General features: G+C 67.2%; 28 protein-coding genes and 1 other RNA gene. 13 read left to right on the forward strand and 16 right to left on the reverse strand.

All coding sequences use genetic code 11. The features are described 5' to 3' along the window. Positions 1 to 54: 54 nt before the first annotated feature. Positions 55 to 1,644: a cisplatin damage response ATP-dependent DNA ligase gene (locus RI03_RS15710; RefSeq protein ID WP_010218500.1), complete on the reverse strand. Its 1,590-nt coding sequence runs from the start codon at positions 1,642 to 1,644 to the stop codon at positions 55 to 57. A gap of 85 nt (positions 1,645 to 1,729) precedes the next feature. Here RI03_RS15710 and RI03_RS15715 point away from each other — a divergent pair, with 85 nt between their 5' ends. After that, positions 1,730 to 2,554 (forward strand): metallophosphoesterase, encoded by an 825-nt coding sequence (locus RI03_RS15715; protein WP_026046770.1) that lies wholly within the window; start codon positions 1,730 to 1,732, stop codon positions 2,552 to 2,554. Positions 2,555 to 2,661: 107 nt separating this feature from the next. Here RI03_RS15715 and RI03_RS15720 read toward each other — a convergent pair whose 3' ends face one another. Further along, a complete protein-coding gene (locus tag RI03_RS15720; RefSeq protein ID WP_238542408.1) occupies positions 2,662 to 3,210 on the reverse strand; it encodes a TMEM165/GDT1 family protein in 549 nt (182 codons plus the stop codon). Positions 3,211 to 3,234: 24 nt separating this feature from the next. Then, positions 3,235 to 3,600, reverse strand: coding sequence for a hypothetical protein (locus RI03_RS15725; RefSeq protein ID WP_010218504.1), 366 nt, complete (start codon positions 3,598 to 3,600; stop codon positions 3,235 to 3,237). 113 nt (positions 3,601 to 3,713) lie between these two features. Here RI03_RS15725 and rpmG point away from each other — a divergent pair, with 113 nt between their 5' ends. Next, positions 3,714 to 3,881: a 50S ribosomal protein L33 gene (gene rpmG / locus RI03_RS15730; protein WP_010162189.1), complete on the forward strand. Its 168-nt coding sequence runs from the start codon at positions 3,714 to 3,716 to the stop codon at positions 3,879 to 3,881. A gap of 217 nt (positions 3,882 to 4,098) precedes the next feature. On the opposite strand, the gene RI03_RS15735 is transcribed toward rpmG, so the two are convergent. Beyond that, positions 4,099 to 4,461, reverse strand: a complete 363-nt coding sequence (locus RI03_RS15735) for a response regulator (RefSeq protein WP_010218505.1) — start codon at positions 4,459 to 4,461, stop codon at positions 4,099 to 4,101. A 39-nt stretch (positions 4,462 to 4,500) separates the two neighbouring features. Here RI03_RS15735 and RI03_RS15740 point away from each other — a divergent pair, with 39 nt between their 5' ends. The 3 genes from RI03_RS15740 to RI03_RS15750 are packed head-to-tail and all read left to right on the forward strand — an operon-like array spanning position 4,501 to position 5,904. Next, positions 4,501 to 4,794: a DUF3572 domain-containing protein gene (locus RI03_RS15740; RefSeq protein ID WP_010162187.1), complete on the forward strand. Its 294-nt coding sequence runs from the start codon at positions 4,501 to 4,503 to the stop codon at positions 4,792 to 4,794. Next, complete coding sequence (locus tag RI03_RS15745; protein WP_010218506.1) at positions 4,791 to 5,411, forward strand: hypothetical protein; 621 nt, start codon at positions 4,791 to 4,793, stop codon at positions 5,409 to 5,411. Before RI03_RS15740 ends, RI03_RS15745 begins: the two co-directional genes overlap by 4 nt. A gap of 25 nt (positions 5,412 to 5,436) precedes the next feature. Continuing rightward, positions 5,437 to 5,904: a RidA family protein gene (locus RI03_RS15750; protein ID WP_010218507.1), complete on the forward strand. Its 468-nt coding sequence runs from the start codon at positions 5,437 to 5,439 to the stop codon at positions 5,902 to 5,904. 49 nt (positions 5,905 to 5,953) lie between these two features. Here the strand turns inward: RI03_RS15750 and RI03_RS15755 are convergent, their stop codons facing one another. The 3 genes from RI03_RS15755 to RI03_RS15760 form a co-directional block, all read right to left on the reverse strand. Further along, the gene (locus tag RI03_RS15755; RefSeq protein WP_010218508.1) at positions 5,954 to 7,246 is read right to left on the reverse strand and encodes a sugar MFS transporter; all 1,293 of its coding nucleotides are present in this window, start codon (positions 7,244 to 7,246) and stop codon (positions 5,954 to 5,956) included. Between the two features lie 217 nt (positions 7,247 to 7,463). Beyond that, positions 7,464 to 8,141 carry an energy transducer TonB family protein gene (locus RI03_RS23595; RefSeq protein WP_138995676.1) on the reverse strand — a complete coding sequence of 226 codons (678 nt, stop codon included), beginning with the start codon at positions 8,139 to 8,141 and terminating at the stop codon, positions 7,464 to 7,466. 554 nt (positions 8,142 to 8,695) lie between these two features. After that, complete coding sequence (locus tag RI03_RS15760) at positions 8,696 to 8,980, reverse strand: chorismate mutase (RefSeq protein WP_010162183.1); 285 nt, start codon at positions 8,978 to 8,980, stop codon at positions 8,696 to 8,698. Between the two features lie 105 nt (positions 8,981 to 9,085). On the opposite strand from RI03_RS15760, the gene RI03_RS15765 reads away from it, so the two are divergent. Both RI03_RS15765 and RI03_RS15770 read left to right on the forward strand, forming a co-directional pair. Continuing rightward, the gene (locus tag RI03_RS15765; RefSeq protein WP_010162182.1) at positions 9,086 to 10,102 is read left to right on the forward strand and encodes a polyprenyl synthetase family protein; all 1,017 of its coding nucleotides are present in this window, start codon (positions 9,086 to 9,088) and stop codon (positions 10,100 to 10,102) included. A gap of 107 nt (positions 10,103 to 10,209) precedes the next feature. Continuing rightward, a complete protein-coding gene (locus tag RI03_RS15770; protein ID WP_010162181.1) occupies positions 10,210 to 10,362 on the forward strand; it encodes a Flp family type IVb pilin in 153 nt (50 codons plus the stop codon). Positions 10,363 to 10,420: 58 nt separating this feature from the next. On the opposite strand, the gene RI03_RS15775 is transcribed toward RI03_RS15770, so the two are convergent. After that, positions 10,421 to 11,395, reverse strand: coding sequence for a cation diffusion facilitator family transporter (locus tag RI03_RS15775; RefSeq protein ID WP_010218509.1), 975 nt, complete (start codon positions 11,393 to 11,395; stop codon positions 10,421 to 10,423). A 131-nt stretch (positions 11,396 to 11,526) separates the two neighbouring features. Here RI03_RS15775 and hrpB point away from each other — a divergent pair, with 131 nt between their 5' ends. Further along, positions 11,527 to 14,058, forward strand: a complete 2,532-nt coding sequence (gene hrpB, locus RI03_RS15780) for an ATP-dependent helicase HrpB (RefSeq protein ID WP_010218510.1) — start codon at positions 11,527 to 11,529, stop codon at positions 14,056 to 14,058. Between the two features lie 9 nt (positions 14,059 to 14,067). After that, positions 14,068 to 14,349: an ETC complex I subunit gene (locus RI03_RS15785; protein WP_010162178.1), complete on the forward strand. Its 282-nt coding sequence runs from the start codon at positions 14,068 to 14,070 to the stop codon at positions 14,347 to 14,349. Between the two features lie 116 nt (positions 14,350 to 14,465). On the opposite strand, the gene RI03_RS15790 is transcribed toward RI03_RS15785, so the two are convergent. Genes RI03_RS15790 through RI03_RS15805 form a run of 4 tightly spaced genes read right to left on the reverse strand, consistent with a single transcriptional unit; the run spans position 14,466 to position 17,179 of the window. Further along, positions 14,466 to 14,978: an NUDIX hydrolase gene (locus RI03_RS15790; protein ID WP_010218511.1), complete on the reverse strand. Its 513-nt coding sequence runs from the start codon at positions 14,976 to 14,978 to the stop codon at positions 14,466 to 14,468. Next, entirely contained in the window at positions 14,975 to 15,658 is a 684-nt protein-coding gene (locus RI03_RS15795) for a TPM domain-containing protein (RefSeq protein WP_010218512.1), read from the reverse strand. The genes RI03_RS15790 and RI03_RS15795 overlap by 4 nt, the downstream gene beginning before the upstream one ends. Beyond that, positions 15,658 to 16,557 carry a TPM domain-containing protein gene (locus RI03_RS15800; protein ID WP_010218513.1) on the reverse strand — a complete coding sequence of 300 codons (900 nt, stop codon included), beginning with the start codon at positions 16,555 to 16,557 and terminating at the stop codon, positions 15,658 to 15,660. Before RI03_RS15800 ends, RI03_RS15795 begins: the two co-directional genes overlap by 1 nt. A 25-nt stretch (positions 16,558 to 16,582) precedes the next feature. Beyond that, positions 16,583 to 17,179: a LemA family protein gene (locus tag RI03_RS15805; protein ID WP_010218514.1), complete on the reverse strand. Its 597-nt coding sequence runs from the start codon at positions 17,177 to 17,179 to the stop codon at positions 16,583 to 16,585. Positions 17,180 to 17,261: 82 nt separating this feature from the next. Between RI03_RS15805 and mscL the strand changes: the two genes are divergently transcribed. Further along, complete coding sequence (mscL, locus tag RI03_RS15810) at positions 17,262 to 17,690, forward strand: large conductance mechanosensitive channel protein MscL (protein ID WP_010162172.1); 429 nt, start codon at positions 17,262 to 17,264, stop codon at positions 17,688 to 17,690. 18 nt (positions 17,691 to 17,708) lie between these two features. Here mscL and RI03_RS15815 read toward each other — a convergent pair whose 3' ends face one another. Next, on the reverse strand, positions 17,709 to 18,140 hold the full coding sequence (locus RI03_RS15815; protein ID WP_010162171.1) for an RrF2 family transcriptional regulator: 432 nt from the start codon (positions 18,138 to 18,140) through the stop codon (positions 17,709 to 17,711). Positions 18,141 to 18,198: 58 nt separating this feature from the next. Here RI03_RS15815 and ssrA point away from each other — a divergent pair. Then, positions 18,199 to 18,550: a transfer-messenger RNA gene (gene ssrA / locus RI03_RS22745) on the forward strand. 195 nt (positions 18,551 to 18,745) lie between these two features. On the opposite strand, the gene RI03_RS15820 is transcribed toward ssrA, so the two are convergent. Together RI03_RS15820 and RI03_RS15825 are read right to left on the reverse strand one after the other, a co-directional pair. Then, positions 18,746 to 20,140 (reverse strand): UdgX family uracil-DNA binding protein, encoded by a 1,395-nt coding sequence (locus RI03_RS15820; RefSeq protein ID WP_026046772.1) that lies wholly within the window; start codon positions 20,138 to 20,140, stop codon positions 18,746 to 18,748. A 31-nt stretch (positions 20,141 to 20,171) separates the two neighbouring features. Next, positions 20,172 to 21,419 carry a putative DNA modification/repair radical SAM protein gene (locus RI03_RS15825; protein WP_010218516.1) on the reverse strand — a complete coding sequence of 416 codons (1,248 nt, stop codon included), beginning with the start codon at positions 21,417 to 21,419 and terminating at the stop codon, positions 20,172 to 20,174. Positions 21,420 to 21,514: 95 nt separating this feature from the next. On the opposite strand from RI03_RS15825, the gene RI03_RS15830 reads away from it, so the two are divergent. Beyond that, the gene (locus RI03_RS15830) at positions 21,515 to 22,717 is read left to right on the forward strand and encodes a hypothetical protein (protein WP_010218517.1); all 1,203 of its coding nucleotides are present in this window, start codon (positions 21,515 to 21,517) and stop codon (positions 22,715 to 22,717) included. Positions 22,718 to 22,801: 84 nt separating this feature from the next. Next, entirely contained in the window at positions 22,802 to 23,101 is a 300-nt protein-coding gene (locus tag RI03_RS15835) for a hypothetical protein (RefSeq protein ID WP_010218518.1), read from the forward strand. Between the two features lie 48 nt (positions 23,102 to 23,149). On the opposite strand, the gene smc is transcribed toward RI03_RS15835, so the two are convergent. Next, positions 23,150 to 26,563: a chromosome segregation protein SMC gene (smc, locus tag RI03_RS15840; RefSeq protein WP_010218519.1), complete on the reverse strand. Its 3,414-nt coding sequence runs from the start codon at positions 26,561 to 26,563 to the stop codon at positions 23,150 to 23,152. Positions 26,564 to 26,577 lie beyond the last annotated feature (14 nt).

Below are 26,577 nucleotides of genomic sequence, written 5' to 3' on the forward strand. Positions count from 1 at the left end.
CGTGTTCTCCCCTGGTGCGGGCAGACTATCAGCGCGCTGGCGGGTGTCGAGCGGTCACGTGATCAGCCGCTTGAGCCCCGCGAGCGTATCCGCCTCGGCGGCGGGCTTGTCGGTGCGGATCCGCGCGATCCGCGGGAACCGCATTGCCACCCCCGATTTGTGGCGCTTCGATTCATGGATCGAATCGAACGCGATCTCGAGCACGAGCGTCTTGTCGACTTCCCGCACGGGGCCGAACCGCCCGGTCGTATGGTTGCGGACGAAGCTGTCGAGCTGCTTCAATTCCTCATCGGTGATCCCCGAATAGGCCTTGCCGACCGGGAGCAGCGTGCCGTCTTCGGTCCAGCAGCCGAAGGTATAGTCGCTGTAGAAGGACGAACGTCGGCCGCTGCCGCGCTGTGCGTACATCATCACGCAATCGGCGGTCAGCGGGTCACGCTTCCATTTGTACCACAGCCCGGTCTTGCGCCCGCCGAGATAGGGCGAATCGCGCCGCTTGAGCATCACCCCCTCGATCGCGCCGTCGCGTGCGCCGGCGCGGATCGCTTCGAGCGCGGTGAAATCGTCCGCCGCGATCACGGTGCTGAGGTCGAACCGTTCGGGGTCGAGCCGTCCGGCGAACGCTTCCAGCCGCGCGCGCCGCTCGGTCCAGCCGAGCGGACGCAGATCCTCGTCGCCATCGAACAAGATGTCGTAGAGGCGCACGAACGCGGGCGAATCCGCCAGCATCTTGGCCGAAACCAGCTTGCGGCCGAGCCGCTGCTGGAGCGCGTTGAAGCTCGCCGCCCCGCCCTCTTCGGTCGCGGAACCCTGCGCGTCACCCTTGACCATCAGCTCGCCGTCGACCGCGCCAACGGTCGTGAAGTCGCGCGCCACCTCGGGGAAACTCGCGGTAATGTCGTCGCCGGTGCGGCTGTAGAGCCGGGTCTCGCCTGCGACATGGACGATCTGGACGCGGATCCCATCCCATTTCCATTCCGCCGCATAGTCCGCGAGATCGACCCGCCCGTCCTCGAGCGGATGCGCGAGCATGAACGGACGGAACACCGGCACGTCGGCGGCAGTCGGCTGCGCGCCGCGGCCCTCTGCCCAGTCGAACAGCGCGGTGTAAGGCGCGTCGATCCCGTGCCACACTTCCTCGACCGCCTCGACATCGAGGTCGAACGCCTGCGCCAGCGCGGTCTTGGCAAGCCGCGACGACACGCCGATCCGCAGCGCACCGGTCGCCATCTTGAGCAGCGCGAAGCGCTCGTCCGAATCGAGCTGGTCGAGCATCTTGCCGAGCACCGCGGGCGTATCCGAGCGGGACAGTTTCGCCAGTCGCTCGACCGCGTCCGCCATGCCGAGCGGCGCCTCGACCACCGTCCCAGGCGGGGTGGGCCACAGCAACGCGACCGTTTCGGCGGTATCGCCGACATAGTCGCGGCTCATCCGGAACAGCACCGGATCGACCCGCGCCTCGATCAGCGCGCGGATGACCGCGGGCTTCACGCCGGGCAGGTCGAGCTCCCCGGTCAGCGCCGCCATCGCCCAGCCGCGGTCCGGATCGGGCGTTACGCGCAGATAATCGACGATCAGCCGCAGCTTGGCGTTGCGCGACCGCGTATAGATCAACCGGTCGAGAAGGTCCGCAAAAGCCCGCATCGTGTCACAACATGATCTTCCGCCGGTTGTTCCGCCAGCGGTATCATCGGTGGCGGCAATGCCGGCATCCGGCTAGGCGCGCGGCATGGCATTCGTTCGATCCTGCCTCCTGCTGGGAATGATCGTCGCGGTCGCGCTGTTCGCGTGGGCGCATCACAATGCGCGGATCGATCCGATCGTGCGGCGCGGCCAGATCGGGTTCCGGGACTGGCCCCGCGGCACCGCCCCGGTCCGCGTCGCCGTGCTCAGCGACATCCATATCGGCAACGAGTCGATGGATGCCGCGCGGCTGCGGCGGATCGTGGAACAGGTCAATGCGCTGCAGCCGGATCTGGTGCTGCTCGCGGGCGACTATATCGCGGGGCATCGCGCCAGGACTGCGCGCATCTTCGCGCCGCATCTGGTCGCGCCGCTCGCGGCATTGCGCGCGCCGCTCGGCGTCGTCGCGGTGATGGGGAACCATGATTATGATACCGACCCCGCCATTATCCTTCGCGCACTTCGGGCGGCGGGAATCCGTGTTCTACTCAACGAAGCGGTCGCGCGTGGCGGATTGACGATCGCGGGGATCGACGACCTTCTGCACGGACGTCAGGATATCCCGAAGACGCTTGCGGCGGTGCGGCTCTTGCCCGGGATCCCGATTGCGCTGTCGCACAGCAGCAGCACCGCCTTGCTCGACGGCGGGATCACGCTCGAGCTGGTCGGCCATACGCATTGCGGTCAGGTCGATCTCGAACCGTTCGGGCTGACCAATGCCGTCGCCGCGTCGAATTACCGGTGCGGGATCTCCCGGACGTCGCGCGGCATCACGCTCGTCACCGCAGGCGTGGGCACGAGCATCGTCCCGTTTCGCGTCAACGCGCCCCCGGATCTCTGGTTGCTGACCCTCGGCCCGGCGACGCGCTGAGCGATCTCGTTCAGCTCTTGCGATCGCTGTCGATCAGCGCGCAATTGCCCTCGCGCAGCGTGGCAGTGCCAGCCTTCCGAACGCCCTCGCCGGGAAAGAGCGAGCCGCTAGATCAACCGTAGCGCCGAGAGCCCCTGGAACGTCCCGCTCAGCAGCAGCAAAGCCGCGGCCCCCAGCCGGATCGCCGTCAGTGGCAGGCGGCGGATCCTACGCTCTCCGAGCACCACCGCCGGAATGTTGACCGCCAGCGCCCCCAGCGTCGCGCCGATCGCCGGAAGCGCGGGCATGGGCGTCCGCGCGGCGAGCGCGGCGGTGACGAATTGGGTGCGATCCCCGATGGCGAGCAGACCGACCGCGAACAGTGCCGTCGCGAAGCCGCCGTAACGCCCCGGCAGCGCCCGCAGCCTGATCGGCCAGAGCGCGCTTGCCCCCGCCGAAACGATCGCCAGCGCGACGAGCAGGTCCGCAGCCTGGGGCGAAAGAAGCGGCGCGATCAGCCATCCGCCAACCGCCCCCGCCGCATTGCCCAGCGCGAGCGCAAGCGCCAGCCCAGCGAGAACGCCGCCCTTGCCGGCATAACGCGTCCCCAGCAGCGCACTGGTCAGCGCGGTGCGGTCGCTGGCCTGAACCATCAACGCCACGACCAGCGCAGCCATCAGTGCATCCATCGGGGGCGCGAATCAGCTAGCGAGTCGCATGCGCTGCACGGGGCGTCCGGGAAGAACCGCGTCGCGCAGGACACCCAGCCATGCATTCACGAGTGCGCCACGCTCGCCACGCTCCAGCGCGGCCGAGATGGCCTGCGCCACCGAAACGGCAGGGAAATGACCACAGGCCAGAGCCTCCGCGTGAATCGCCGCCACCTCGGCTTCGAGTACTGAAAACGGCAGATTTCCGGCACATGCCGCGACTCTCGTCACCCGCTCGACAAGCGCGGCGGGGTCGGGCGATTCGATGACGGACGCTGGCATCATGGCAGGATACTCCCTTGCACGGCCGGATGCGGCAGCGCCCGTAAAGGTCGCGTTAAAGACCGCGACCGTCACGCCTATATGCCATAGCCGACTTGACATCGGCCCCCGCATCCGCCATCGGACAGCGCTTAAGAGCGGCGACCGGTTCGCCGCTTTTGCATTTTCAGATCACAGGAATTCAGGTCATGGCAAAGCCGACCACGGTCAAGATCAAGCTCGTCAGCACGGCGGACACTGGCTTCTTCTACACCACGAAGAAGAACCCACGTACCAAGACCGAGAAGCTGAGCTTCAGCAAGTACGATCCCGTCGTGCGCAAGCACGTCGAGTTCAAGGAAGCCAAGATCAAGTAAACCGCTTTTGCGGTTTGCCTTTGCCGGGGGTTCTCCCCTGGCCGAAAGCCGCGGGCGTGAGCCTTGCGGCTTTTTTGCGTGGCCTGGCGGGATGGATCGTCTCGCGGGTTGGCGTCTCTCCCGAACGCCCCTCTACCCGTTCGTTTCGAGCGTAGTCGAGAAACCGGGCACAGCGCCGGTTTCTCGACTTCGCTCGAAACGAACGGATGGGGAGCAGTTAGAGCAACCCCGCCACCGCATCGACGAAGCGGATCAGCGAGATCGGCTTGGAGACATAGGCATCCGCCCCCGCCGCGCGGATCCGCTCCTCATCCTCGCGGCCGGCATAAGCGGTCACTGCCATCACCGGGATCGACCGGAGCACCGGGTCCGCCTTCAATTGCAGGATCAGGTCGTAGCCGCTGACATGCGGCAACTGGATATCCATCACGATCAGGTCGGGGCGGAACTCGCGCGCGCGGACCACCGCCTCGCGCCCGTCGCGCACGCCTTCGGTGGCGTATTCGTGCGCCTCCAGCAGGTCGCAGAAAAGTTTGAGGTTGAGTTCGTTGTCCTCGACAACGAGCACCCTTTTTGCCACGCCCGAGCTTTCATCGTCCATGGGACCCCCTCATACGCAATGCGCCCCTCCGTGACAAACAACGATCCGTCGGAGCTTGCGCTCCGTGCGCTGGTATGGACGCTGGCCGAGCCCGAGCGCGCACTGCGCTTGCTCGACGTGACCGGCCTGACCCCGTCCGACCTGCGCGCGCGCGCCAGCGACCCCGCAGTCCTGTCCGCGACGCTGGCCTTCCTGCTCGCGCATGAACCCGACCTGATCGCCTGCGCCGACGGCCTCGACGTGCGCCCCGAAGACCTGGCCCGGGCGCATGCCGCGCTCGATGGCCCGACCGATACCGGAGACTATGCGTGAAGGGCCTGTTGATCTGTGATTGCGACGAAGTGCTGCTCCATATGGTCCGGCATTTCGGCGTCTGGCTGCGCGAGGCGCACGATATCGATTTCGCGATCGAGGGCGGCGATTTCGCCAACAGCATGTCGCGCCGCAACGGCGCGCCGCCGCCGACGCGGGACGAGATGTGGGAATTGCTCGACGGGTTCTTCCCGAACGAAATGGGCCGCCAGACGCTTGTCCCGCACGCCCGCGAAGCGCTCGCCGCGCTGTCGCAAGTCGCCGATGTCGTGATCCTCACCAATCTGGGCGACCACAACCGCGAACCGCGCATCGCGCAGCTGCTCGGCCACGACGTGGCGTATCGGGTCGAGACCAACCAGGGCGGCAAGGGTGATCCGGTCGCGCGGCTGGTCGCCGAGTTCGGCGATCCGGTCACCGTCTTCGTCGACGATCTCGCGATGCACCACAGCTCGGTCGCCAAGCACGCGCCGGGCGTCCACCGCGTCCACATGGTTTCCGAGCCGAGCCTTGCGCCCAACGTCCCCCCCGCCCCCGATGCGCATATCCGCATCGACGACTGGCAGGTCGCGGAACGCTGGATCGCGGACCGTTTCGCTGCCGGCCAGCCGGCCTGACCCCGTTCATTCCCAGGAGCCTTCCATGACCGACCGTATCGACCACAAGCTTGCCGAGCTCGGCCTCACCCTCCCCGCCGCCGCCGCGCCGGTCGCCTCCTACGTGCCGACGGTCGAGGTCAACGGGCTGCTGCATATCTCTGGGCAGTTGCCGTTCAAGGACGGCGCGCTGATCACAGGTCGGCTGGGCGATTCGGTCGATCTCGACGGCGGAATGGAAGCCGCGCAGGCGTGCGCGCTGATGCTGGTTGCGCAGATCAAGGCGGCGCTCGGCGGGCTTCACCGGGTCGAGCGGATCGTCAAGCTCGGCGTGTTCGTCAATTCGACCGCGGAGTTCACTGATCAGCCCAAGGTCGCCAACGGCGCGTCGAACCTGATGGTCGAGCTGTTCGGCGAAGCCGGCAAGCATGCGCGCAGCGCGGTCGGTGTGTCGGCGCTGCCGCTTGGTGCCGCGGTCGAGATCGACGCGATCGTCCAGATCTCGATGCCGTAATTGTTTTGGCGCGACCCGCTCCTCCGGGAGCGAGCCGCGCCGACCCCCGTCAGGCCACTGACGGCTTGCGGGTGAAGATGCCGTAGCCTGCGATCACCAGATAGCAGAGCGCAGGCACCAGCAGTGCGAACTGCAGCGTCGAGTTATCCGCCAGCACCCCGGTCAGCGGCGGCACGATTGCCCCGCCGACGATCGCGGTCGCGATGATCCCCGACCCCTCCGCCGCGCGTGCGCCGAGCCCTTCGCTCGCCAGGCTGAAGATCGTCGGGAACATGATCGAGTTCATTAGCCCGATCGCGAGCAGTGACCAGCCGGCGATCGCGCCGGTGCTGTGCGTCGACAGCGCGATCAGCGCCATCGCGCCGATCGCGACGCCCGCCAGCACCTTGCCCGGCGAGACCACGCGCAGCACGAACGCGCCGATGAAGCGCCCGACCATCGCGCCGCCCCAGTAATAGGCAACGTGCTTGCCTGCGGTGACCGGATCGAACGCCATCGTGGTGGGCTGCTCGAGATAGCTGACGATCAGCGACCCGATCGCGACTTCGGCGCCGACATAGAGGAAGATGCACGCCGTCCCGAACGCGAAGCGCGGGCGCTTGAGCAACTCGAACGCCTGGAAGATGCTGCCATGCTGCTCGACCGTATGCGGCAATCGCTTGCGCCGCGACCACACGACGACCGCGACCAGCACCAGCGCAATCGCGAGCCCCAGATAGGTGTGGACGACGACCTGCGTCTCCGCGGTGCGATGCGCGTCGAGCGCGGCGCCGGTCAGCGTCTTCGAATCGACCTTGGCGAGATTGCCGAGGATCAGGATCGACCCGACGATCGGGAAGATCGTGGTGCCGAGCGAGTTGAAGAACTGCGCGAAGGTGAGCCGGCTCGATGCGGTCTTTGGCGCACCCAGCAGGCTGATCAGCGGGTTGGCGACGACCTGCACCGTGGTGATGCCGATCGCGAGAACGAACAGCGCCATCAGGAAGACGATGAACGTCCCCGACGACGACGCCGGGATGAACAGCACGCAGCCAAGCGTCATCAGCAACAGCCCGACCGACGCGGTCTGCATGTAGCCGAGCTTGCGCACGATCGCGGCGGCAGGCAGCGAGAAGACGAAATAGGCGGCGAAGAACGCCGACTGGACCAGCAGCGCCTGCCCGTAATTGAGCGTGAACAGGTCCTTGAGCTTGGGGATGATCACGTCGTTGAGACTGGTGATCCCGCCGAAGATGAAGAACAGCGCGAAGACGAAGACCTGCAGGTCGGGCGCATTGACGCCCTTGTCGGCATCCCCCGCGGCGGGTGCTTGGGCGGACGATCCGCCGGGATTCAAGGCCATCAGCTACTCCTGGTGCGGACCGATGCGGGTGGCGCATTGGTCGGAAGACGCGGCACCGTCTGCCATCGCTTCGCGCGCGGGTACAGCGGGTTTGCGTTTTGGGAGGGTGGTTGGGGCGTCGGCTCCCCGCCCGTTGATGGCAGAAGATGGTGAATAGCTGTAAGGCCAAATTTTATGCCATCATCGAGCATGCGTACCGCGACATTGCGCCTGCATATTACCTGTCAGTTATCCTAAATATTCGCCCAGCTCCCGACGACGCAATAGCGAGAGGGGTGGAAGTGAATAATACCCGACTAATTACCATGGTTTTTACAGGTTTTCCCGACCGATCCTTTTCGGCACGACCTTGCAACTTCGCCAGCATGTTGCAAGCCAAGGATTCATAAGGTAGATACAGCGATGCTTCGTTGGATGAGCAACTGCGCTGATTACCTTTGCTATCGATGATTTCTCTGACCTCCACCGGCAAAAGGCTGCCTGTAGGAAGCTTACTGACGGTCAGCACCATATCCGACGCGTTGATTTGCTCCTCAAGATGAGGATGGGACTCACCCCATTTGACTGTTGTGGGCCACACACTTGTGATTGGTGTTAATTCCTCGTCTCGTGCTGGAATGAAATGACCTCGTTTCAGAGAGGAAAGGCACGTAGTTTCATCAAGGTTTCGATTGCCACTTGAGATAATAATTTTGCACGAAATTGGTGAACCGTCCGCATCAATTGTGAGGGCAATACGCACCGTGTCTCTGTTCATACGTACTCCGGATACTGGTATATCTCCAACGCGGAACAATGAACCGGCACCCCCTATAGGCTTCGGTCCAATGCCATTATTTGCCTGCGGCAAAGGGGTGATCGCCAATTGCGAAACAATGAAAGCCAAAAGAAACATCTAAAATTGCCCCTCGCCAATATAATTGATTATATCCACGGTGCAGATGATCAGTTTTGTAACGTCCAGCTTTGTCGGAATCATGACGTTACCGAGCACCGGCTTCACATCCGATAACACCAAACCTTAATCCGATATATTTGACCCATCTACTAACAAACCTGAACCTTGTTTCAGGCAACGGAGACGAATCAACAGCGTTTCGCCCAATGAAAAACGTGTCATCCTCGTCGACCATCCCCATAATGCTATTTTGTGCGGTACCGCAGCGCTGTAACGCGGTGCGCGCTTCGCGGGCATCTTGAAGTTATGCGGCAGTGTCGTTCGGACAAGACTGCATCCGCTAAACAGCCACGCGAACCACCTAATTGCATGGTGACGGGTTATCATCGGACAAGACTAACCAACCGACCGATGTCCGTACGTGATCGCTTCCGATCGTTCCGCTTTGCTGCCCAGAAGCAAGCAGGGCAAGGAAGCGGTTGCCGCACCTGTAGTGTGTCAGCGTCGCGAGTTAGTGGGAATCACGTAACCGCTCGCGCGACGCCCCCGCCCTAATCCGCCTCCCGCACCCGCTCATGGTGCCGGATCACCTCGTCGATGATGAACCGCAGGAACTTCTCGCTGAAATCCGCATCCAACTGGGCATCGTGCGCAAGTCCGCGCAGCCGCGCGATCTGTGCGTCCTCGCGGCCCGGGTCGGCGGGGGGCAGTCCGGTCCGTGCCTTGTAGCTGCCGACCGCCTTGGTCACCTTGAACCGTTCGGCGAGCAGGAACACCAGAGCGGCGTCGATATTGTCGATGCTCTGGCGATATCCGCTGAGCGTTTCGTCGGACACCAGCGTGCTCCTATCCCGTGAGACGCCTTTTTGGTCGACCCCCACGCACAGCGCAACCCGCAAAGGGTTGCGTTTGGGCCGCAGCACGGCCACATCGCACCGCAGATGACCGCCACGATCCACCGCCTGGGCGACACACGGCCCACTCCATCGCTCGAACCGATGGTCCAGCTTGTCACGGGCGACATGAACATGGTCAACGCCGTGATCCTGTCGCGCATGCAGTCGCAGATCCCGCTGATCCCCGAGCTTGCCGGGCATCTGATCGCGGGCGGCGGCAAGCGCATGCGCCCGATGCTGACGCTCGCGAGTGCGCGGCTTCTGAGCTACACCGGCACGCGGCACCACCGCCTCGCCGCAGCGGTCGAGTTCATTCATACCGCCACGCTGCTTCATGACGACGTCGTTGACGGGTCGGACCTGCGCCGCGGCAAGCGCACCGCCAATCTCATCTGGGGCAACCCGGCGAGCGTGCTTGTCGGCGATTTCCTGTTCAGCCGCTCGTTCGAGCTGATGGTCGAAGACGGCTCGCTCAAGGTGCTCGGTATTCTCTCGGGTGCCAGCGCGATCATCGCCGAGGGCGAGGTCAACCAGCTCACCGCCGCGCGCCGGGTCGACACCCCCGAGGAACGCTATCTCGACATCATCGGCGCGAAGACCGCCGCGCTGTTCGCCGCCGCCTGCCGCGTCTCCGCGGTGGTCGCCGAGCGTCCCGAGGCGGAGGAGCTTGCGCTCGATTCCTACGGGCGCAACCTCGGCATCGCGTTCCAGCTGGTCGACGACGCGATCGACTATGTTTCCGACGCGGGGACGATGGGCAAGGATGCGGGCGACGACTTCCGCGAGGGCAAGGCGACGCTCCCCGTGATCCTCGCCTATGCGCGCGGCAACCCCGAGGATCGCGCCTTCTGGAAGGCCGCGATCGAGGGGCATCGCAACCGCGACGAGGACTTCGCACGCGCCATCGATCTCGTCCGCTCGACTCGAGCGGTTGAGGATACGCTAGCGCGCGCCCGGCATTACGGGCAGCGCGCAATCGATGCGCTTGGCGGTTTCGCCAACGGCCAGGCCAAGAATGCGATGATTGAAGCGGTCGAATTCGCGGTCGCGCGCGCGTATTGAGCGCCTGCCCCGGAACGCTACCGTAGTTTCCCGGGGGCGGCTGCTCACGATGCTTCAGGGGTTTCGCGTCATCCCTGTCAAGGCCAACCGCCTTGGGGGACAAGAGCATGAAACTCTGGACCAATTCTCGCGCCGCGACTGCAATCGAATATAGTCTGATCGCAGCGCTGATGGCGATCGCCGCGATTACCGGAATGCAGTCGCTGGGCGCCAAGGTGTCCAGCACGTTCCAGAACGTCTCGTCCGGGCTTGAACCGTAACCCCGCCGCGCTGACCAGCGCTTGCGGCCCGGTCTCTCAACGGGGTCAGTCGACGGGGTCAGTCGACGGGGCACCCCGCATGAGCGTCCGTATCGCTGGTCGCCAGCTCGACCTGCAACGTCGCGTGACCGATGCCGAAATGCTCCTTCAGCATGCCGCGCGCCGAGTCGAGAAAGGCGTCACCCGGATGCCCGCCGGGCATCACCAGATGCGCGGTCAGCACGGTCTCGGTCGTGCTCATCGGCCAGATATGGACGTGATGCACGCGCGCGACACCGGGAAGCTCCTGCAATTCCGCCCAGACCGCATCCGAATCGATCCCGCGGGGGACGGCTGCCAGAGACATCTCGACCGATTCGCGCAGCAGCCCCCAGGTCTGCAGGAAGATCAGCACCGCGATCACGATGCTGACCACGGGGTCGAGCCACATCGCCCCGGTCCACCAGATCAGCAGCCCCGAAACGACGACCCCCGCCGACACCATCGCGTCGCTCGCCATATGGAGATAGGCGCCGCGGATATTGAGGTCGCCCGCGCTGCCGCGGAGGAACATCAGCGCGGTGACGCCATTGACCAGGATCCCCGCACCCGCGACCCATGCCACCAGCGGCCCGTCGACCGGCGCTGGCACCGCAAGCCGCTGCACCGCCTCGAGCATGATCGCGCCGAGCGCGACGAGCAGCAGCAGCGCGTTGAGCAAGGCAGCGAGGATCGTCGAGCCCTTGAGCCCATAGGTAAACCGCTTCGACGGCGAGCGCCGCCCGAGCGCGATCGCCGCCCACGCCGCGCCAAGCCCGAGCACGTCGGACAGATTATGCCCCGCGTCCGCGAGCAGCGACACCGAATGCGCCATCAGCCCGAACACGACTTCGCCGACGATGAAGCTCAGGTTGAGCGCGATCCCGACCGCGAACGCACGGTCATGGCCGCTCGCGGGCGTGTGGCTGTGCCCGTGGCCGCCATGGCCGTGGCTGAGCCCCCCATGGCCGTGTCCGTGATCGTGCCCGCTATGCGAATGGCCGTGACCCGCCATGTCTTTACTCCGCGTCCAATTCCAGCCGCCTAGCATCGCGTGTTCGTGAGATACTAGGACGCCGGCGATGACAAAGACGTCATCGCAACGCCGCACGTTCCAAACCCGCGATCCTGCGGTAGGGAGGCAACGTGACCGTTGCCCTCCCCATCCATGCCGTCCTGCCGTCGCTGCTCGAGACGTTGCGCACCCGCGCCAACGCCGTGCTGGTGGCACCGCCCGGCGCGGGCAAGACCACCGCGGTCGCCCCGGCGCTGCTTGGTGAACCGTGGTGCACCGGCGAGATTTTGCTGCTCTCCCCCCGCCGCCTCGCCGCGCGCGCCGCGGCCGAGCGGATGGCGGCGCAGGCGGGCGAGCCGGTCGGCAAGACCTTCGGCTATGCCACGCGGATGGATTCGAAACGGTCGGCGGCGACCCGCGTCACGGTGGTGACCGAGGGGATTTTCGTCGCGCGGATCCAGAACGATCCCGAACTGGGCGGCGTGTCGGCGGTACTGTTCGACGAAGTCCACGAACGGAGTCTGCACAGCGACTTCGGCCTTGCGCTCGCGCTCGATGCGCAGGGCGGGTTGCGGCCCGATCTGCGGCTGCTCGCGATGTCGGCGACGCTCGACGGGTCGCGCTTCTCGGGACTGATGGGCGACGCGCCCGTGATGATGAGCGAAGGCCGGATGTTCCCGCTGACGCTGCGCCATCTCGGCCGCGCGGGCGAGCAGCGGATCGAGGACTCGGTCGCCGCCGCGATCCGGCTCGCGCTGCGCGAGGAAAGCGGCGGGGTGCTCGCCTTCCTGCCCGGCGTCGCGGAGATCGAACGCACCGCCGAACGGCTCGACGGACTTGGCGCGGGGATCATCCTGCACAAGCTCCACGGCAGCCTTGACCCCGCCGCGCAGCGCGCCGCGATCGCGCCCGACCGCGATGGCGCGCGCAAGGTCGTGCTCGCGACGTCGATCGCCGAGACCAGCCTGACGCTCGACGGCATCCGCGTCGTGGTGGATTCGGGGCTCGCGCGTCGCCCGCGCTACGATCGCGCGGCGGGGATGACCCGGCTCGTCACCGAGCGCGCGAGCCAGGCGGCGGTGACGCAGCGTGCCGGGCGGGCCGCGCGGCAGGGGCCGGGCGTCGCCTATCGCCTGTGGGAGGAAGCCGCGACCGCCGGTCTGCCGCGGTTCGACCCGCCCGAGATCCTGGAGGCGGATCTGTCCGCGCTGACGCTCGACTGCGCGTTGTGGGGGCTCGCCGATCCGCGTGTGCTGGCGTGGCTCGATCCGCCGAGCGAGGCGGCGGTGCAGGAAGCGCGCGCACGGCTGCTAGCGCTGGACGCAATCGACGCGGATGGCCGCCCGACACCGCACGGGACGGCAATCGCGCGCCTCCCGCTCGCGCCCCGATTGGGGCATATGCTGGTACGCGCCGGGGAACTCGGCCTCGCCACGACCGCGGCGGAAGTCGCCGTGCTGCTCGGCGAGCGCGGGCTCGGCGGCAACGACGTCGATCTCGCCACGCGGCGACGCCGCTGGCACACCGAGCGCGGCCAGCGCGCCGAAGCAGGCCGCAAACTGGCCAAGCGCTGGACGTCGCTTTCTCCCTCTCCCCCCCGGGGAGATGGTCGGGGAGAGGGGCCGCCGCAGACGCACCATTCCGAAACAGCCCCCTCCCCCACAGGCGACAGCGAACACGAAACCGCCATCGCGATCGCACTTGCCTTCCCCGACCGGATCGCGCGCCGCCGCGACGCGTCTGGCGAGACATGGGCCTCCGTCGGCGGTCGCGGGTTCAAGCTCGACCCGACCTCGAGCCTCGCCCGCGCCGAATGGCTCGCGGTCGCCGAAACGCAAGGGCTCGCCTCGGGCGCGCGTATCCTGTCCGCCGCCGTCATCGACCTGCCCACGATCGAGACGTTGTTCGGAGACCGGATTGCGGTCCACCGCGACGTGGCGTTCGATCCCGCGACCGGCGGCGTCGTGGCGAAGCGCGAGCGGCGGCTCGGCGCGTTGCGGCTATCGAGCGGCCCCGATTCGAACGCCGACCCCGAGGCCATTGCCGCGGCGCTGCTCGCTGGAATCACAACGCACGGGCTGGACCGCCTGCCGTGGAGCGACGCCGCGCAGGCGCTGAGGCATCGCGCCGCCTTTGCCGCGGCGCACGGCGGTGCGGCGCTTGCGCTCGACGACGCATCGCTGCTGGCGCGCGCGGACGAATGGCTGGTCCCGCTGCTCGAGGGCAAGCGACGTCTCGATGCGATCGACTCGGGCGCGCTGACCGATGCGCTCCGCGGGGTGATCGGCTGGGACGCGCTGACGCTGATCGACCGCCTGGCACCGACGCACTTCCACAGTCCCGCGGGAAGCGGCCATGCGATTGATTACGCCGCCGAGGGCGGCCCGCGCGTCGAGCTGCGGCCGCAGGCGCTGTTCGGGCTTGCGGTGCATCCGATGGTCGGCGGCGGGCGCGTGCCGCTGGTGCTGAGCCTCACCTCGCCCGCCGGACGTCCGATCCAGACGACGCGCGACTTGCCCGGTTTCTGGGCGGGGAGCTGGGCCGATGTCGCGCGCGAAATGCGTGGGCGCTATCCACGGCATCCGTGGCCCGACGACCCCGCCGCGGCATCCGCGACGCTCCGGACGAAAAACGCAGATGCGCGCGCGCGCGAAGCACGATAAGGAGACCCCATGTCGACCGCCCGAATCTATCAGCGCCCCAAGAACGCCATGTCCTCCGGGCGTGCCCGCACCACGATCTGGGTGCTCGATTTCGCGCCCGCCGAGCCCAAGCGGCCCGACCCGCTGACCGGCTGGGCCGGTTCGGGCGACACGCGCGACCAGCTTCGCCTGACCTTCCCGACGCAGGAAGCCGCGGTCGCCTATGCCGAGCGCGAGGGTCTTGCTTTCACGATCGCCGCCGCGCCCGAACGGACGTTGAAGCTGCAGAGCTACGCGGACAATTTCCGGTAAACGGCACGCTACTTCGGCAGTCGTACCGGGTGCTTCAGGACTTCGGACGTCCAGACGACCGATGCGGGACGACGTGTATGCCCGTCACTCCAAGGTCGGGTTAGGGCCAACGAACGCTAGCTCGCCAGCATCCCCGCGCCGAGCAGCAGCAACAGCTTAACGTCGATCGCCACCCCCGCCGCGCGCTTGGCCGCGACAAACGCCGCGATATTCGCGACCGGAACGCGGTGGACGGTGATGTTCTCGCCCTCGACCCCGCCGCCATCGCCAATCTGGCGAAGCCCGCGCGCGCGAACGAGCGTGAAGCCTTCCGACACCATCCCCGGCGACGAATGGAAAAACCCGAGCGAGTCGACGGTCTCGGCGCGATAGCCCGTTTCTTCCTCCAGCTCGCGTCCCGCTGAATCGAGCACGCTCTCGCCCGCCTCCTCGTCGCCGACCAGACCCGCCGGCAGTTCGAGACACGCCTTGCCGAGCGGCACGCGATATTGCTCGACCAGCAGGACATGCCCGTCGTCGATCGCGAGGATCACCGCCGCCTCGATCCCGCGCGCGCGCGAGACATATTCCCAGGTGCCGTCCTTGATGACCTTGATGTACTTGCCCGCCCAGACGGTCTCCGCGGTCATAATTCGATCAGCCTGTCGGGAAGTTCGTTGCGGTCGCTTTCCGTCTTGGGGAAGCTTTCGGCGAGGATCGCGCCGATCCGCTCAACCGCGGCGGCCATCCCCGCCCCCGGGTTCCCGGCGCGCGTCTCATGCACCAGCGCCGCCATCGCATCCCCCCAGCGCTCGGCCGGGACCGCACGGTGGATGCCTTCGTCGGCGACGATCTCCGCCATCCGCTCGTCGCGCGAAAGGTAGAGCAGGATGCCGACGCGTGCCTCGGTCCGCCGTTCCGCGCCGACCTTGAAATACTGGATCGCGCGCCGCCGCACGCGCCTGCGCCGTGTCGCCTTGGGCACCAGCGCGAGCCGCAACGGCCGGTAGGACAAGGCCCAGCGTACCAGCAGGAACACCAGCGTCTGGACCACCAGCAGCCCGGCGAGCAGCAATCGCGGGTCGGGCGCTGCGTCCCACCCCTGCGTGAAACCGCTGAGCCACAGTTCGATCCGCAGCGGGTCGACCGAAGCAAGCGCCACCACCAGCAGCATCGCGAGGAGCGCGACCTGCAATGCGGCATCGTCGTAGGAATCGGAGCGATCGGTAACGATCGTCACGATCTCGCCATCGGTGCCATGCTCGGCGTGCTGGACCGCCGCCAGCACCCGCGCATGGTCCTCGCGCGTGAGTTTCGGGGTCCGTGCCATCACCAATCCCCCGATGCGCCGCCGCCGCCGAACGACCCACCGCCGCCACCGGTAAAGCCGCCGCCGCCCCAGCTGCCGTCGGACCCGCCATCGGAGCCACCGTCGCCGCCGCCACCGCCCCAGCCGCCGCCGGATCCCGCACCGGAGCGGCCGCCCCAGTCGCTCAATGCCGCACCCCACAGGATCGCTGGCGCGATGCCGCTGCGATAGCGTTGCTCGCCACCGCCGACATCCCCGCCGCCGCCACCGCCGCCCCGCCGACGCATCGCGGTCAGCAGGACGAAGCCGATCACGAGGCCCCAGAACACCAGCCCGATCGGGAAGCCGCCGCCATTGCGCGCTCTTTGGTGAGTCTTGTCGAACGCCGCCGCTGCCGCGTCGGTTTCCGCCTTGGCTTCCTCTGGCGAGGCGCGCAGCTGCTTGATCAGCGCATCGGTGCCCGCTTCCATCGCGCCGGGGATATCCCCCGATTGCGAAAGCTTGGGGATCATCTGTTCACGGATCACGCGCCCGATAAAGGCATCGGTGAGGAACGGTTCGAGCCCGTAGCCGACCTCTATCCGGGGGCCGCGATGCCCCTTGGGCTCGTTGGGTGCGATGAACAGGATCGCGCCGTTGTTCGCGTCCTTCAACCCGACGCCCCACGCACGGCCCAGGCCGACGCCATATTCCTCGAGCTCGCGTCCTTCGAGGTTGGGGATCGTCGCGACCACCAGCTGGCGCTTGGTATCTTTCTGCAACGCCTCGAGCTTGGCGTTCAGGTCCGCCTCGGTCGCGGGCGGCAGGACGTTGGCCGCATCGACCACCAGCCCGGTGAATTTGGGATAGGTCTGCGCGTCCGCGGCGGCGGTGCCAAGCAGCACCGCCACCGCGAGCAGGAACGATTTCAGGATGGTCATCAAACGGGCCCTCTGAGCCCCACGATCAATTGCCGTTGCCGAAATTCACCGCCGGAGCAGCCTCGGCGCCCGGCGTCGTCGCCTTGAACGGCACCAGCGGCTTCGCGCCGTAGAACACCTTCGCGCCGATCGCATCGGGGAAGGTCCGGATCGTGGTGTTGTAGCTCTGCACTGCGCCATTGTAGTCGTGGCGCGCGGTCGAAATGCGGTTCTCGGTGCCCTCGAGCTGATCCATCAGCGTCGCGTAATTCGCCTGGCTCTTGAGCTCGGGATAGGCTTCCTGAAGCCGCTGGAGCGACAGCGTGACGTTGGACTGCGCCTTCTCATACGCCGCGACCTTCGCCGGATCGTTGAGCTGGTCGGCGCTCAGCTTGACCGCGTTGGCCCCGGCCCGCGCCTGCGTGACTTCGACCAGGATACTCTTCTCCTGCGCGCCAGCAGCCTTGACCGTCGCGACGAGGTTGGGGATCAGGTCGGCGCGACGCTGGTAGTAATTCTCGACATCGGCCCACTTCGCCTTGGCGTTTTCTTCCTGCGTGGGGACGCTGTTGAGCCCGCAGCCGGACAGCGAAGCCGACAGTGCCAGACCAGCCGATGCGACAAACAGGGTGCGGTAGTTCATTGTGGGGATCCCTCCAGATCTTGCATCGCCATGATAGCGGGGTACGGTGGCGACGCGAAATGAAATCGGTTGGGGACGTGTGATGTTCAAGGAGTTCAAGGCTTTCATCGCCCGGGGGAACGTGCTCGATCTCGCCGTCGCGGTGATCATCGGCGCGGCGTTCGGCAAGATCGTGACGTCGCTGACGGACGACGTGATCATGCCGATGATCGGGCGGCTGACCGGCGGGCTCGACTTCTCGAGCTATTTCCTCGTGCTCGGCAAGGTGCCCGCGGCGCTTGCGGGATCGTCGGACTATGCCGCGCTCAAGAAGGCGGGCGTACCGCTGTTCGGCTATGGCGCGTTCCTGACTGCGGCGGTCAATTTCGTGATCGTCGCGTTCATCATCTTCCTGGTCGTGCGCGCGGTGAACCGGCTGATGCCCAAGCCGCCCGAAGTTCCCGTCGAGCCGGTCGAACCCGCCGACGTGACGCTGCTGCGCGAAATCCGCGACGAATTGAAGCGGCGTTAAGGCGCCGGGTCGCCGTCGTCAGGCGGCGACCAGATCCTCGGCGATCGAATCCGCAAGGCTCGTTCCGTCGAGGATCCGCGCGGTCTCGTCGCGCACGCGCATCATCGCGTGGCGGATCGCGCACGTTGCCTCATCCTTGCAGTCGTTGCACGAGCGGTAGGCGGTGCGGCTGACGCACGGCACCAATGCGAGCGGTCCCTCGATCACGCGGATGATCTCGCCGAGCGAAATCAGATGCGTCGGGCGCGACAGGCAATAGCCGCCCATCTTGCCGCGATGGCTGTGGAGGAACCCCGCCTCGCGCAGATCCGCGAGGATCAGCTCGAGAAACTTGCGCGGGACATTTGCGCTCGCGGCGATGCGGTTCATCGGGATGGGCGGGCCGCCCTTGGGCGCTTCAGCGAGGAACATCATCGCACGCAGGGCATAGCGGGAACGTTGGGTCAGCATGATACACTACCCCATGCACCGCTTTTGTGGCGAGTCAAAGGCGCTGATCCAATTTTGTGCGCTTCCCATTCGCGACACAATGCCTATATCGGATCTGCCGGGTTCGCCCGGCTATGGCGATAAAGTGCGGCGTGCAATAGATACAACGGACCCGGGGGCAGTACCCGGCGGCTCCACCACAACCGGCCCGACGGCTTTCAGCCAGGACCGGTCATGACGGGGCCGAAGCAGGATCGACGTGTTTCGAAAAGCGCTGTTTTTTCCCGGGCTGAGTAACCTGCAAAAGGCTCAAAACCACAAGTGCAAACGATAACGAAGCACTCGCGATTGCAGCGTAACTCAAGGCCTCACGGTCTAGGTTACTAAGCTAAGCGCGGTTCGGGCCGCACCGGGCAACAGAAGCGGACACCGGCGGTACGGGGAGCACCGAGCAACAGAAGCTCCCCACCTTATTCATCGTCAAAAGCGACCGTCATCCCGGGCCTGTCCCTGGAGCGCTTAGTGCCGTGCTTCGGCTCCTCCTCCCGTTCGTTTCGAGAGTAGTCGAGAAACCGGGCACAGCGCAGGTTTCTCGACTACGCTCGAAACGAACGGTTGGTGTGTTGTCAGGCAGCAAACCCCGCAACCCCCGCCCCCGCGATCCGCAGATCCTCGACGAACCGCGCGAACTCGACCTCCGCCGCCGCGGGATCGGGCAAGCGCAACAGATAGCTCGGGTGCACCGTGATCCAGCACGTGCCGCCATCCGCCAGCGTGATCGCCCGCCCGCGTTCCTTCGAGATCGTCACCACCCGCCCGAGCAAACTGCGCGCCGCGGTAGCCCCCAGCGCGACCGTCACCTGCGGCTTGATCAGCAACCGCTCCTGCTCGACCCACCAGCGGCACGCGTCGATCTCGCCCGCGCCCGGCTTGGCGTGGATCCGCCGCTTGCCGCGCTGCTCGAACTTGAAGTGCTTGACCGCATTGGTGACATACGCACGGCTCCGGTCCACCCCCGCAGCCGCCAGTGCGCGGTCGAACAACTGTCCCGCCGGCCCGACGAACGGCCGCCCGGCGAGATCCTCCTGATCCCCCGGCTGCTCGCCGACGAACATCAGCGGCGCATCGACCGGGCCTTCGCCGAACACCGTCTGCGTCGCCGGCCCATAGAGCGGACAGCGCGTACACGCCGACGCCTCGTCACGCAGCGCATCCCACGCGATCGCACTATTGCCGCCGACCTCGTCCCTTGCCCTTGCAATCATCCCAGACTCCCGTGCCTGTGCCGAGGCGATCAGCCCGGGGACCAGCGCGGTCTCGGGCATGTTCTTCCAGTATTTCCTGGGCATCTCCTTCAACATCGCGCCGATCTTGACGCGCGCCGGGTTGAAGATCGACGCATAATAGGTCTTCCACACATCCTCGATCGGGTCGCCCGCGGGCGCATCCGCCTTGGACGCGCCCGGCCCCTCAGCGAGCGTCGTGCCGTCCCAGTGGATCGCGATTTCGGGGGTCAGGATCGACCAGTGCATGCTGGCGAAGCGGTCGAGGAAGAAGCCCGCATTGTAGCGGACGATATGATGCTCGGGTTCGAACCACGCGACGAACCGCGCCTGCCCCTCCTCCTCGACCTCGCGGAAGCGCACGAACGCGCGCATCTTGTGAATGTCCTTGCGCACCTCGCGCGCGAAGCCTTCGAGCTTGCGGACCAGCGGATCGGCCTTGTCCTCGACCGCGCCGGGCTGATCGCGCAGCCGCACCAACAGCGTGTACAGCAGCGCGAAGCGTTCGGGATCGCTGTGCAGCAGCGCCTTGCGCGCGAGATCGACGAAGCCACGCGACACGGAGAAAGTGGGCGCGTCGCTGTGCGGCAGCGGCAGATCCTCGCCGAACAAATCGACTGGCGCATCGCCGACCTGCCACGTCACGTCCGATGACGCGACACCCGCCACCGCGAGCCCACGCGCAGCCTCGCGCCAGCCGTCGAAATCGTCCGGCTCGGCCAGCGTCACCCTGTGCATCGTATCATCCTCCCGACCGGGCCGTTGCCCGTCAGGCGAACAACTCCAGTTGCTTTACCTTGGGTGCAACGATGGGTCGCAATTCCGCCTTGTCGCTCAAAGCAACCGGTCGCCAGTCCTCCGCGATCAGGAACGGGCGCAGCTTGGTGATCGACACCGTCAGCCGCGCGACGTCCGCGAGATGCAGCCGCCGCCAGCGTCGCGCCGCGAGGATGGAATTGACCGCCTTCACCCCCAGCCCCGGCACGCGCAGCAACCGCTCGCGCGGCGCGCGGTTGACGTCGACCGGGAAGATCGCGCGATGCTTGAGCGCCCAGGCAAGCTTAGGGTCGATATCGAGCGGGAGCATTCCCGTCGTCTCGTCCGCCGCTGCGACGACTTCCTTCGAGGTATAGCCATAGAAGCGCATCAGCCAGTCCGACTGGTACAGCCGATGCTCGCGCATCAGCGGCGGGCGTTGAAGCGGGAGCACGGTACTGGCATCCGGGATCGGGCTGAACGCCGAATAATAGACGCGGCGCAGATCGAAGCTGTTGTACAGAGACGAGGCGCGCATCACGATGTCGCCATCGGTCGCGGCATCCGCACCGACGATCATCTGGGTCGATTGCCCGGCGGGGGCGAAGCGCGGCGCGGACTTGAACTTCTTGCGCGCATCGGTCGCGTCGATGATCGAGGTCCTGGTCTCCGCCATCGCATCCTCGATCCGCACCGCGGACTTCTCGGGCGCGAGCCGCTTCAACCCCGAGACGGTCGGCAGCTCAACGTTGATCGACAGGCGATCGGCGTGGAGGCCCGCCTGCTCGACCAGCGCAGGATCGGCATCTGGGATCGTCTTGAGATGAATATAGCCGCGGAAATTATGATCCTCGCGCAAGCTCCGCGCGACCTCGACCATCTGCTCCATCGTGTAGTTGGACGATCCGATGATCCCAGAGGAGAGGAACAGCCCCTCGATGTAATTGCGCTTGTAGAAGGACAGCGTGAGGTTGACGACCTCCTGCGCGGTGAAGCGCGCACGGCGGACGTTCGAGCTCTTGCGGTTGATGCAGTAATGGCAGTCGAAGATGCAGCTGTTGGTCAGCAGGATCTTGAGCAGCGAGATGCAGCGCCCATCCGGCGCATAGGCATGGCAGATCCCCATCCCGCCATCGGTCGAACCGACCCCCTTGCCATCGCGCGACGTCCGTTTGACCGAACCCGAGGAAGCGCAGGAAGCATCGTATTTCGCCGCGTCCGCAAGGATCGCGAGCTTTTGCTGGACATCGAGTTGCGCCATGATGTTCTCCCTACGTTCTTTTGCGCCCCCTGTCGACGGTTTAATCCCGGCGGTATAAGGCGTTGACGGAAAATGGGCCCGCAAAGGGAGCGCTTATGAACGGCTGGGCGAAGCGGATCGATCCACGCTGGGTGCTCGCGCTCACCTGCCTTCTCGGCTGGGCGTTCAAGGGGCATTGCGGCGCCTATTGGGGCGGATCGATCCAGTACGTCACCGGCTGCTACAGCGATGCGGTGCCGTTCTGGGGATTGCGCGGGGTGTCGGCAGGGCAGATCCCCTATCTCGAGGCGCGGATGGAATATCCGGTGCTGACCGGGCTGCTGATCTGGGCGGAAGGCTTCGTGACTCGCACCGTCTTCGGCGCGAGTGCCACCGCCGCGCATTTCCTGTTCGTGGTGGCGGCGGTCAATGCTGCGCTCGCCTTTGTCGTGCTGGGGATGTTGCGGCGCGCGGGCGTCGATCGCGCGCGACAATTCGCCTGGGCGGCTGCACCCCCGTTGGTGCTGTATCTCGGGCATAATTGGGACATGCTTGCGGTCGCCTTCGCGGTTGCTGCGCTGCTCGCGGCACGGCGTGGCGGGACGCAGCTCGCGACCGCGCTTGCGGCGCTCGGGAGTGCGGCGAAACTGTTTCCGGTGCTGCTGCTGCCGTTGCTCGGGCTTGGTGCGCTCTTCTCGCGGGGCGGCGGCGGGGTCGGGCGGCGGATCGTCACGGCGGGCGTGCTGGTGATCATCGCCGTCGTGAGCTGGGGACTGGTCAATGCGCCCGTGGCCGTGCTCGCCTTTGCCAACTGGTCCGAATTCTACTCTTTCTCCTCCGCACGATCGGGGACCGCGGCGTCGGTGTGGGAGATCCTCGCGCAATCGGGCCGGTGGGCGACGACGATTCCCGAGCGTAACGTCTGGTCTGCCGCGATCTTCGCCGGTGGGGCGGGCGTGATCGTCGTGCTCGGCTGGTGGCGGCATGGCGCGCGACCGTGGGTGCTGTTCGCGCCGGTGCTTGCGTGGTTCCTGCTGACCAACAAGGTGTATTCGCCCCAATTCGACCTGTGGCTGTACCCGGTGCTGCTGCTCACCAGCTATCGGCTATGGCCGGTAGCGTGGTTCGCCTTGGGCGACATTGCCTGCTATTTTGCCGAATTCTGGTATTTCGCTGGGCTCGACGGGCACCATCCCGCGGCAACCCTGCACGATATCGCGCTCGCGGCTGGGTTCCGGGGGGCGGCGATGCTGTGGATCATCGGTTCCGCAGTGCTGCGTCCGGCCCCGGGCTGGACCGCGGCACCCGAACGATCCTGACGGACGTTCATCCTTCGTTGATGTTCTGGATCCTAATCCAGATCACAACGTTGCGGCTCTGCAACATGTTTCAGGGAATTGTTCATGCGTAAGCTCCTCCTCTCGCTCGCCGCCGCCTCGCTCGTCGTTCCGGTCAGCATGGCGCTCCCGACCACCAAGGCCGAAGCGAAGAAGCGGTATTACGGCCATTCGCGCCGCCACGTCCGCACCTGCCGCCATTCGAGCGGAACGACCGGCCTCGTCGCGGGCGGCGTCGGCGGTGCGTTGCTGGGCAATTCGGTGCTCGGTGGCGGGGCGCTCGGAACGATTGCTGGCGGTGTCGGCGGCGCGTTCGCCGGCCGTGCGATCGATCGCACGATCACCGCGAAGAACCGCTGCAGCTAAGGCACGCCGTGCGTCACCCTGGGCAATCCCCGGGGTGACGCCGTCGGCTCACTCGGCCGCGAGCAACGTTTCCGCCGCGCTGAGATCGACCGATACGAGCCGGCTTACCCCCTGCTCGATCATCGTCACGCCGAACAGCCGGTGCATCCGGCTCATCGTCACCGCATTGTGCGTGACGATCAGGTAGCGAGTCGCGGTTTCGCGCGTCATCACGTCGAGCAGGTCGCAGAACCGCTCGATATTGGCGTCGTCGAGCGGCGCATCGACCTCGTCGAGCACGCAGATCGGTGCCGGGTTGGTCAGGAACAGTCCGAAAATCAGCGCAACCGCGGTCAACGCCTGTTCGCCGCCCGATAGCAGGGTCAGCGATTGCAGCTTCTTCCCCGGCGGCTGCGCCATGATCTCGAGCCCCGCCTCGAGCGGATCGTCCGAATCGACCAAGGCGAGATGCGCCGCGCCGCCGTTGAACAGAGTCGTGAACAGCCGCCGAAAATGTCCGTCGACCGCCTCGAACGCCGCCAGCAGTCGCTGCCGCCCCTCGCGGTTGAGCGTCCCGATCGACCCACGCAGCCGGTTGACGGCCAGCCCGAGTTCCTCGCGCTCGGCGGCATTGCCCTGAGACGCGGATTCCAGCTCGGCGAGTTCGGTCTCGGCAACGAGATTGACCGGGCCGATCCGCTCGCGATCGACGTTGAGCTTCTCATGCGCCGCGGATTCCTCGGGGGGTGTGCGCACCGTCGCGCCGTCGAACCCGACCCGCTCGGGGAGCAGCACCGACGGGCATTGGAACCGCTCCCCCGACAGCCGGTTCATCTCGACCCGGCGCAACTCCTGGTTTTCAGCGCGCGCCGCCGCGCCCGCGCGCGCCTCGCGCGCCTGCGCCAGCGTTTCGGCGGCGGCGGCGGCGGTCGCCTCGGCGGCGCGCAAGGCAACGTCGGCGGCGCGTTCGGCACCCTGCGCCGCATCCGCATCGGCGCGCGCGGCGGCATGCTGCGCGTCGAGCGCGACGACCTCGGCCGCAAGCGCCTCGGGGTGACCCACCAGCGCCTCGGCTTCCAGCGCGAGCGCCGCGTCGCGCTTGTCCATCTCGGCGATCCGCTTTGCCGCCTCTCCCGCCCGCGCACGCCACCCCTTCGCCTCCGCCGCCATCGCCGCAACGCGTTCGCGCGCGCTGCCGAGATCGCGGTCGACCCCGCTGCGCTCGGCGCGCGCGCTGGCGATGTCGGCGCGACGATGCTCGGCTTCGCCCGAAAGGTCGGCAACGCGCGCGCGGGTGGCGCTGCCATCGGGGAGCGCGGCATGCGCGGCGGCCGCGCGCGTCACCTCGGCAGCGGCCTCGGCATGATCCGCCTCGACCCGCGCGCGCCGGCCTGCAAGATCGGTACGCTGCGCCTCGATCCGCTCGATCGCCGCGGTCGCGCGGTCCTCGGCGCGCGCCGCGTCGCGCGCGCGCGTCTCCGCGCTTTCGAGCAACCGCCGCGCCACCACCGCCGCGGTGCGCGCTTCGGCAATCGCCGAATCGATCCGCGCGAGTTCGGCATCCGCGGAGTCGACCGCGCGAACGGCGGCAGGGCGCTGATCCTCGATCGCGCGCAACCGGTTCATCCGTTCAAGCCGCTCGGCCGCCGCCGCGCCGCCCGACTTGGCGACATAGCCATCCCACCGCCGCAGGCTTCCGCGCAGCGTCACCAGCCGCTGCCCGACCGCAAGCGCGACGCCGTCGTCCTCGTCCACCACGAACACCTGTGCCAACCGTCGCGCCAACGCGGGCGGGGCGACGACATGCCTGCCGAGCGGGACCGTCCCCGTCGGTGCAGCCGGATCGTCGGGCAGCGCGTCGGCACCCGCCCAAAACCGCTCACCCGCCGGGTCGAGTCCCGCCTCCAGATCATCCCCCAGCGCCGCCGCAAGCGCGCGTTCGTAACCAGGGTCGGGCCGCATCCGGTCGAGCACGCGGTCGCGCCCGTCGCGCCTGGTCGCACGCGTCAGCGCCGCCGCTTCGCTGTCGAGCGCCGCCAGATCGGCGTGCGCCCCCGATCGCGCCGCCTGCGCACGGTCACGCTGGTCGCGCGCGCCGCGTTCGTCGGCGTCGGCGCGCGCAAGACCCGCGCGCGCGTCCTCACCGTGCTGCAACGCCTGCACGCGCGCTTCCTGTGCAGCGGTGCGATCCGCGAGGAGCGGCGCGGCGTCGCCCAATGCAGCCGCCTCCGCCGTCACCCGCGCCAGATCGCGCGTGCTGCGGTCCGCGCGGGCCCGCGCCGCCGCGAGCGCCGCCTCGGCCACCCGCGCATCCGCCGCCTCGGTCGCCTGCGCTGCGAGCCCTTGCGCCAGCGCGACCTCGGCATCGCGCCCGGCGCGCTCGGCTTCGGCCTGCCGCGCCTCCAACGTGGGGACACGCTTGGTCAGTGCGAGGACCCGGGCATCGAACGTCCGCGTGTCCTCGGCGAGCCGCGCGATCGCATCGGCGGCATCATGCGCGAGCGCGCCCTCGCGCGCGTGATCGTCCGCCAGCCGCGCGCGCGCCGTGGCAAGCTCATCGCGCCGCCGCACCGCCGCCGCTCGTTCGCTGCGCACCGTCGCCAGCCGATGCGCGGTCTCGCTCGCCGCATCGCGCAGCGCTTGCGCCGCCGCTCGGGCGGTTGCGAGCGCCTCGGTCGCCGCCAGCGCGTAAGCCGCCGCCGCGCGCTGTGCCTCGGCGGCATCGCTCACGCGCGTCTCGCACGTTGCCGCTTCCGCCTTCGCCGCATCCGCCGCCGCCTGCGCATCGCGCCAGCGCGCGTAGATCATGCGTGCTTCGGCCACACGGATCTGGTCGGACAGCATCCGATAGCGTTCGGCCTGTTTCGCCTGCCGCCGGAGTGACGCGGCGCGCGTGTCCTGCTCGGTGATCAGTTCGTCGAGCCGTGCGAGATTGGCCTCGGTCGCGCGCAGTTTCTGCTCGGCATCGCGGCGGCGGACATGGAGCCCCGCGATCCCGGCGGCTTCCTCGAGCATCGCGCGCCGCTCGGCGGGCTTGGCCGCGATGATCGCGCCGATCCGCCCCTGGCTGACCAGCGCGGGCGAATGCGCGCCGGTCGCCGAATCCGCGAACAGCAGCGCGACGTCCTTCGCGCGGACGTCGCGCCCGTCGATCCGGTAGGCGGAACCCGTGCCGCGCTCGATCCGGCGGACGACCTCGCTTTCCTGCTCCCCCGCCGGCCCGGGGGTCTCGATCAGCATCGACACTTCGGCGAAATCACGCGCGGGGCGCGTCGACGTGCCCGCGAAGATCACGTCGTCCATCCCCGCCCCGCGGAGCGACCGCGCGGAGGTTTCCCCCATCGTCCAGCGCAACGCTTCGAGCAGGTTGGACTTGCCGCAGCCGTTGGGGCCGACGATTCCGGTCAGCCCGGGTTCGATCCGCAGATCGGCGGCGTCGACGAAGCTCTTGAACCCCGACAGCCTCAGCCGCTTGATCTGCATCCCCCCGGGCCTCC

The sequence above is a fragment of the Sphingomonas sp. PAMC 26621 genome, from assembly GCF_000251145.1.
In the GTDB taxonomy this organism is placed as follows: domain Bacteria; phylum Pseudomonadota; class Alphaproteobacteria; order Sphingomonadales; family Sphingomonadaceae; genus Sphingomonas.

What these genes read in the sequence shown, in the direction of transcription:
- RI03_RS15710 (WP_010218500.1), bottom strand. Translation starts at nt 1,644, where the DNA reads ATGCGGGCTTTTGCGGACCTTCTCGACCGGTTGATCTATACGCGGTCG.
- RI03_RS15715 (WP_026046770.1), top strand. Translation starts at nt 1,730, where the DNA reads ATGGCATTCGTTCGATCCTGCCTCCTGCTGGGAATGATCGTCGCGGTC.
- RI03_RS15720 (WP_238542408.1), bottom strand. Translation starts at nt 3,210, where the DNA reads ATGGCTGCGCTGGTCGTGGCGTTGATGGTTCAGGCCAGCGACCGCACC.
- rpmG (WP_010162189.1), top strand. Translation starts at nt 3,714, where the DNA reads ATGGCAAAGCCGACCACGGTCAAGATCAAGCTCGTCAGCACGGCGGAC.
- RI03_RS15740 (WP_010162187.1), top strand. Translation starts at nt 4,501, where the DNA reads ATGCGCCCCTCCGTGACAAACAACGATCCGTCGGAGCTTGCGCTCCGT.
- RI03_RS15750 (WP_010218507.1), top strand. Translation starts at nt 5,437, where the DNA reads ATGACCGACCGTATCGACCACAAGCTTGCCGAGCTCGGCCTCACCCTC.
- RI03_RS15755 (WP_010218508.1), bottom strand. Translation starts at nt 7,246, where the DNA reads ATGGCCTTGAATCCCGGCGGATCGTCCGCCCAAGCACCCGCCGCGGGG.
- RI03_RS23595 (WP_138995676.1), bottom strand. Translation starts at nt 8,141, where the DNA reads ATGTTTCTTTTGGCTTTCATTGTTTCGCAATTGGCGATCACCCCTTTG.
- RI03_RS15765 (WP_010162182.1), top strand. Translation starts at nt 9,086, where the DNA reads ATGACCGCCACGATCCACCGCCTGGGCGACACACGGCCCACTCCATCG.
- RI03_RS15770 (WP_010162181.1), top strand. Translation starts at nt 10,210, where the DNA reads ATGAAACTCTGGACCAATTCTCGCGCCGCGACTGCAATCGAATATAGT.
- RI03_RS15775 (WP_010218509.1), bottom strand. Translation starts at nt 11,395, where the DNA reads ATGGCGGGTCACGGCCATTCGCATAGCGGGCACGATCACGGACACGGC.
- RI03_RS15785 (WP_010162178.1), top strand. Translation starts at nt 14,068, where the DNA reads ATGTCGACCGCCCGAATCTATCAGCGCCCCAAGAACGCCATGTCCTCC.
- RI03_RS15790 (WP_010218511.1), bottom strand. Translation starts at nt 14,978, where the DNA reads ATGACCGCGGAGACCGTCTGGGCGGGCAAGTACATCAAGGTCATCAAG.
- RI03_RS15795 (WP_010218512.1), bottom strand. Translation starts at nt 15,658, where the DNA reads ATGGCACGGACCCCGAAACTCACGCGCGAGGACCATGCGCGGGTGCTG.
- RI03_RS15800 (WP_010218513.1), bottom strand. Translation starts at nt 16,557, where the DNA reads ATGACCATCCTGAAATCGTTCCTGCTCGCGGTGGCGGTGCTGCTTGGC.
- RI03_RS15805 (WP_010218514.1), bottom strand. Translation starts at nt 17,179, where the DNA reads ATGAACTACCGCACCCTGTTTGTCGCATCGGCTGGTCTGGCACTGTCG.
- mscL (WP_010162172.1), top strand. Translation starts at nt 17,262, where the DNA reads ATGTTCAAGGAGTTCAAGGCTTTCATCGCCCGGGGGAACGTGCTCGAT.
- RI03_RS15815 (WP_010162171.1), bottom strand. Translation starts at nt 18,140, where the DNA reads ATGCTGACCCAACGTTCCCGCTATGCCCTGCGTGCGATGATGTTCCTC.
- RI03_RS15820 (WP_026046772.1), bottom strand. Translation starts at nt 20,140, where the DNA reads ATGCACAGGGTGACGCTGGCCGAGCCGGACGATTTCGACGGCTGGCGC.
- RI03_RS15825 (WP_010218516.1), bottom strand. Translation starts at nt 21,419, where the DNA reads ATGGCGCAACTCGATGTCCAGCAAAAGCTCGCGATCCTTGCGGACGCG.
- RI03_RS15830 (WP_010218517.1), top strand. Translation starts at nt 21,515, where the DNA reads ATGAACGGCTGGGCGAAGCGGATCGATCCACGCTGGGTGCTCGCGCTC.
- RI03_RS15835 (WP_010218518.1), top strand. Translation starts at nt 22,802, where the DNA reads ATGCGTAAGCTCCTCCTCTCGCTCGCCGCCGCCTCGCTCGTCGTTCCG.
- smc (WP_010218519.1), bottom strand. Translation starts at nt 26,563, where the DNA reads ATGCAGATCAAGCGGCTGAGGCTGTCGGGGTTCAAGAGCTTCGTCGAC.